At 73.9% G+C, this 3,560-nt stretch carries 5 protein-coding genes; 4 read left to right on the top strand and 1 reads right to left on the bottom strand.

Translation table 11 applies throughout. From position 1 onward, the window contains the following. Positions 1–1,115: DUF4439 domain-containing protein (locus tag L0B03_RS15355; protein ID WP_250447385.1), on the bottom strand; the 1,115-nt coding region annotated here is incomplete at its 3' end. Positions 1,116–1,197: 82 nt separating this feature from the next. Here L0B03_RS15355 and rimP point away from each other — a divergent pair. The 4 genes from rimP to L0B03_RS15335 all read left to right on the top strand — a co-directional run. Next, positions 1,198–1,734, top strand: a complete 537-nt coding sequence (rimP, locus tag L0B03_RS15350) for a ribosome maturation factor RimP (RefSeq protein WP_250447381.1) — start codon at positions 1,198–1,200, stop codon at positions 1,732–1,734. Next, positions 1,734–2,810 (top strand): transcription termination factor NusA, encoded by a 1,077-nt coding sequence (nusA, locus tag L0B03_RS15345; protein ID WP_250447378.1) that lies wholly within the window; start codon positions 1,734–1,736, stop codon positions 2,808–2,810. Before rimP ends, nusA begins: the two co-directional genes overlap by 1 nt. A gap of 152 nt (positions 2,811–2,962) precedes the next feature. Beyond that, a complete protein-coding gene (locus tag L0B03_RS15340) occupies positions 2,963–3,175 on the top strand; it encodes a DUF448 domain-containing protein (protein WP_250447375.1) in 213 nt (70 codons plus the stop codon). A gap of 131 nt (positions 3,176–3,306) precedes the next feature. Next, positions 3,307–3,560 (top strand): translation initiation factor IF-2 N-terminal domain-containing protein (locus tag L0B03_RS15335; RefSeq protein ID WP_250447371.1); only part of this gene is annotated, 254 nt, incomplete at its 3' end.

Below are 3,560 nucleotides of genomic sequence, written 5' to 3'. Positions count from 1 at the left end.
GTCGTCCCGGCGGCGGCCGCCGCCCGCGCGGCGTCGGTGAGCCCGGCGAGCATCGCCGAGCGGTCCTCGAGGCCCACGGTGGCCACGAGGGTCGCGTAGGTCCGGGTCAGTCCTTCCTCGACCTCCCCGAGCGCAGCCCGGGCAGCGGTGAGGTCCTCGGTCGCGGTGAGGGTCTCCGGCAGCGTGTAGACGTTGCGGCGCGGGTCGATGCCGGTCCCGCTCAGGGCTCCGGTCTGGGCCCAGGCCTCGGCGCGCTGACGGTGCAGCGCTGCCCGGCGAGCTGCTGTGCTCCGTGCCGCCTCGCTCGACCGTGCGGCGAGGACCTCCCAGGCGTAGCCGGCGGCATCCTCGGAGCGGACCAGGACCGTCACGTCGGCGGCGGTGAGCCCCGAGGGCAGCTCCTCGGGGATGGTGAACGGCTCGAGCTCCTCGGTCCCGGAGGGCGGAGCCTGGGTCGAGGGCGTCGCCTCGGCCAGGGCCTCGGCCAGCAGCAGGCGTGAGGTCGCGATCGACGCGAGGAGCCGCGCGAGGTCACCGTCCTCGACGTCGAGGACGTCGTCGCGCGCGGTCGCGGCCGTCTGGGCGAGCAGGGCTGTCAGGTCCTCGAGGGTGGCCGGGAGCGCCTCGGTCGGGCCCTCGTCCCCCTCGTCCTCAGCCTCCGCCTCCGCGTCATCCTCGGCCTCGTCCTGCTCGCCGGAACCGTCCTGGGCGCTGGTGCCGCTCCGGTCCGCAGCGTCCTCCTGGGTAGCGTCCTCCTGGGTAGCGGCGTCCTCGGGGTCGGCCGTCGGCGCGTAGCCGGGACCGGGGTCGTACAGACCGCCGAGGGACGCGACATGGGCCTCGGAGGCCTCGGCGACCTGCTCGAGCACGCCCGTCGCCGCAGACTCGCCCTCGGGGTCGGTCCGGCGCGCGAGCACCCCGAGGGCCACGGCGTCGGCCGTCGTGCGCTGCCGCACGGTCTCGACGGCGTCCGGCTCGAGGGGGTCCGGGTGCGGGGTCTCCAGGCGCAGGCCGCAACCAGCCAGCAGCAGCCCGACGGTCAGGAGCGCGCCGAGACGCAGCCCGGGGCCGGGGGAGGGCGACGTGGGGCTCTGCGGTCGGGGTGCAGGGGGCATCGCGGGCGATCCTGCCACGTCGGGGGCCGCGAGAGTCGTTAGGCTGGGCCGCGACAAGTCAAGAGGGTCGTATCCACGTCGGGTGGCCCGCACCGACCCACGGGAGGCGAACATGGTCACGTCCGCAGGCTCTGGTCCAGCAGATCGGGTCCGCGAGGTGGTCCGGCCGGTCGTCGAGGCAGCGGGCCTGCACCTCGAGGAGGTGACGGTCAGCCCCGCCGGACGGCGCTCCGTCGTCCGCGTGGTCCTCGACCTGGACGAGCATGCCGTCGGCAGTCTCGACCTCGACACGCTCGGAGAGGTCTCGCGCTCGGTCTCGGCCGCGATGGATGCCGCCGACCCCGTGCGGGGCGAGCACGTCCTCGAGGTCTCCACCCCGGGGACGGACCGTCCGCTCACCGAGCTCCGTCACTTCCGTCGGGCCCGGACCCGCCTCGTCGCTCTCACCACGCGGGACGGGTCGACCCTCGAGGGTCGACTCCTCGACGCGGGAGAGGACGGGGTGGTCCTGGAGACCGGCACCGGCAGCACCCAGCAGGTACCCCTGGACCACGTGGTCCGGGGTGCGGTCCGCGTCGAGCTCCGACGGACCGAGGACGACGAGGAGGGCGACGCCTGATGGACATCGACATGACCGCGCTGCGTCTGGTGGAGCACGAGCGGGACGTCAGCCTCGACACGCTCCTGTCGGCGATCGAGCAGGCCCTGCTCTCGGCCTACCACCGCACGCCCGGGGCTCTGCCCGAGGCCCGGGTCGAGGTCGACCGACGCTCGGGCCACGTGACCGTGTGGGCCCGCGAACGGCTCGAGCAGCCGCCGCTGGAGGAGGGGCAGGTGGCCCCCGACGCACCTAGCACGGGGCCCGAGTTCGACCACACCCCCGAGGGGTTCGGCCGGGTCGCCACCGCGACCGCGCGCCAGGTCATCGTCCAGCGCCTGCGCGACGCCGAGGACGAGCAGGTGCTCGGGGCCTTCCGAGGCACCGAGGGCGAGGTGCTCGCCGGGGTCATCCAGCAGGGCCGCGACCCGCGGACCGTGCTCGTGGCGGTCCGGGGCACGGAGGCCGTGCTGCCCGCGCACGAGCAGGTGCCGACCGAGAAGTACGTGCACGGCGAACGGCTGCGGGCGTACGTCCTGGACGTCTCCCGGGGCGCGAAGGGTCCGTCGATCACGCTGTCGCGCACCCACCCGGGACTGGTCCGCAAGCTCTTCGAGCTCGAGGTCCCCGAGGTCGCTGACGGCTCGGTCGAGATCACCGCGATCGCCCGCGAGGCCGGGCATCGGACCAAGATCGCCGTCCGGACCTCGGTCGCGGGGCTCAACGCCAAGGGGGCGTGCATCGGTCCGATGGGCTCGCGGGTCCGCGCCGTCATGGCCGAGCTGCACGGCGAGAAGATCGACATCGTCGACCACAGCGACGACCCCGCCCAGATGGTGGCCCACGCCCTCTCGCCGGCCCACGTGACCTCGGTCACGGTGGTCGACGCCGCCGCCCGTGCCGCCCGCGTCGTGGTGCCCGACTTCCAGCTCTCCCTCGCGATCGGCAAGGAGGGGCAGAACGCTCGGCTGGCGGCCAAGCTCACCGGGTGGCGGATCGACATCCGGCCCGACACCCCGGGTGCCGAGGAAGCCCCGGCCGAGGCCTCGGGGGACCCTGAGGACGGTGCTGGGGAGCCTTCCGGTCCCACGCCGTGACCAAGGGCGCTAGACTCTCTGGGGCTGGACCGCGCGTCCGGCCCCCAGAACGTGCACCACAGGGCGCGGCCGACACCGGCTTCGCCACGGATCCTCCCGAGGGTCCGGTGCGCACGTGCGTGGGGTGCCGGGGACGTGGCCAGCGGTCCGCCTTGCTGCGGGTCGTCCGTGTCGTCGTCGGTGAGAGATATCTTGCCGTGGTGGACCCGGGCCGTGACCGTCCCGGTCGGGGAGCCTGGTTGCACCCCGACCCGCAGTGCCTCGACCTCGCCGAACGGCGTCGTGCTCTCCCGCGTGCTCTGCGCGCTGGTCCGCTCGACATCGCCGCCGTGCGGCAGCACGTCGAGGGTGGCCCGGTCGACTGACCGCGCCTGTCCGCCGTTCATCGAGAAGGAAAGCGGGTTGGAAGCCGATGGGCACCCGATGAGTACCCGGCGATGAGTACCCAGCACTAACGACGGTCCACCCTGTCCGGGCGGGCCGAGACAGGAGAGTTGTGGCAAAGGTCCGCGTCTACGAGCTCGCTAAGGAGCTCGGGGTCGAGAGCAAGGCCATCATGGCCAAGCTCAACGAGATGGGGGAGTTCGTCCGGTCGGCATCGTCGACCATCGAGCCGCCCGTCGTCCGCAAGCTGCGTGACGCCTACCCGGTCGGCTCTGCGCCGGCCGCCGAGGCGTCCCCCAAGAAGCCCGCCGCGCGCAAGCCCGCGGCCCGTCCCAGCGCCCCTGCCGCGCCGGAGGAGGCGGCGAC

The organism is Actinotalea sp. C106, from assembly GCF_023630195.1.
In the GTDB taxonomy this organism is placed as follows: Bacteria; Actinomycetota; Actinomycetes; order Actinomycetales; family Cellulomonadaceae; genus Actinotalea.
Note: the sequence above shows the minus strand (reverse complement) of the source record. Positions and strands in the feature narration are given on the sequence as shown.